The following is a 241-nucleotide window of genomic DNA, read 5'->3' on the forward strand; positions in this document are numbered from 1 at the left end:
GTCGAACGCGCCCGCGAGGAAGTCGCCAAGCTGGTGAACGCGGATCCGCGTGAAATCGTCTGGACTTCTGGCGCCACCGAGTCGGATAACCTTGCCATCAAGGGCGCCGCCAACTTCTATGCCGAGCGCGGCAAGCACATCATCACCATCAAGACCGAGCACAAGGCCGTGCTCGACACCTGTCGTGAACTGGAGCGCCAGGGCTTCGAGGTGACCTACCTGGACGTCAAGGACAACGGCC

The 241-nt window shown here is 62.2% G+C and carries 1 protein-coding gene; it reads left to right on the top strand.

Annotated features, from left to right (window positions below; genetic code table 11):
- Window positions 1-241: aminotransferase class V-fold PLP-dependent enzyme (locus SB771_RS36670; protein WP_410722243.1), on the top strand; the 241-nt coding region annotated here is incomplete at both ends.

The sequence above is a fragment of the Burkholderia sp. SIMBA_051 genome (assembly GCF_046534915.1).
GTDB lineage: Bacteria > Pseudomonadota > Gammaproteobacteria > Burkholderiales > Burkholderiaceae > Burkholderia > Burkholderia ambifaria.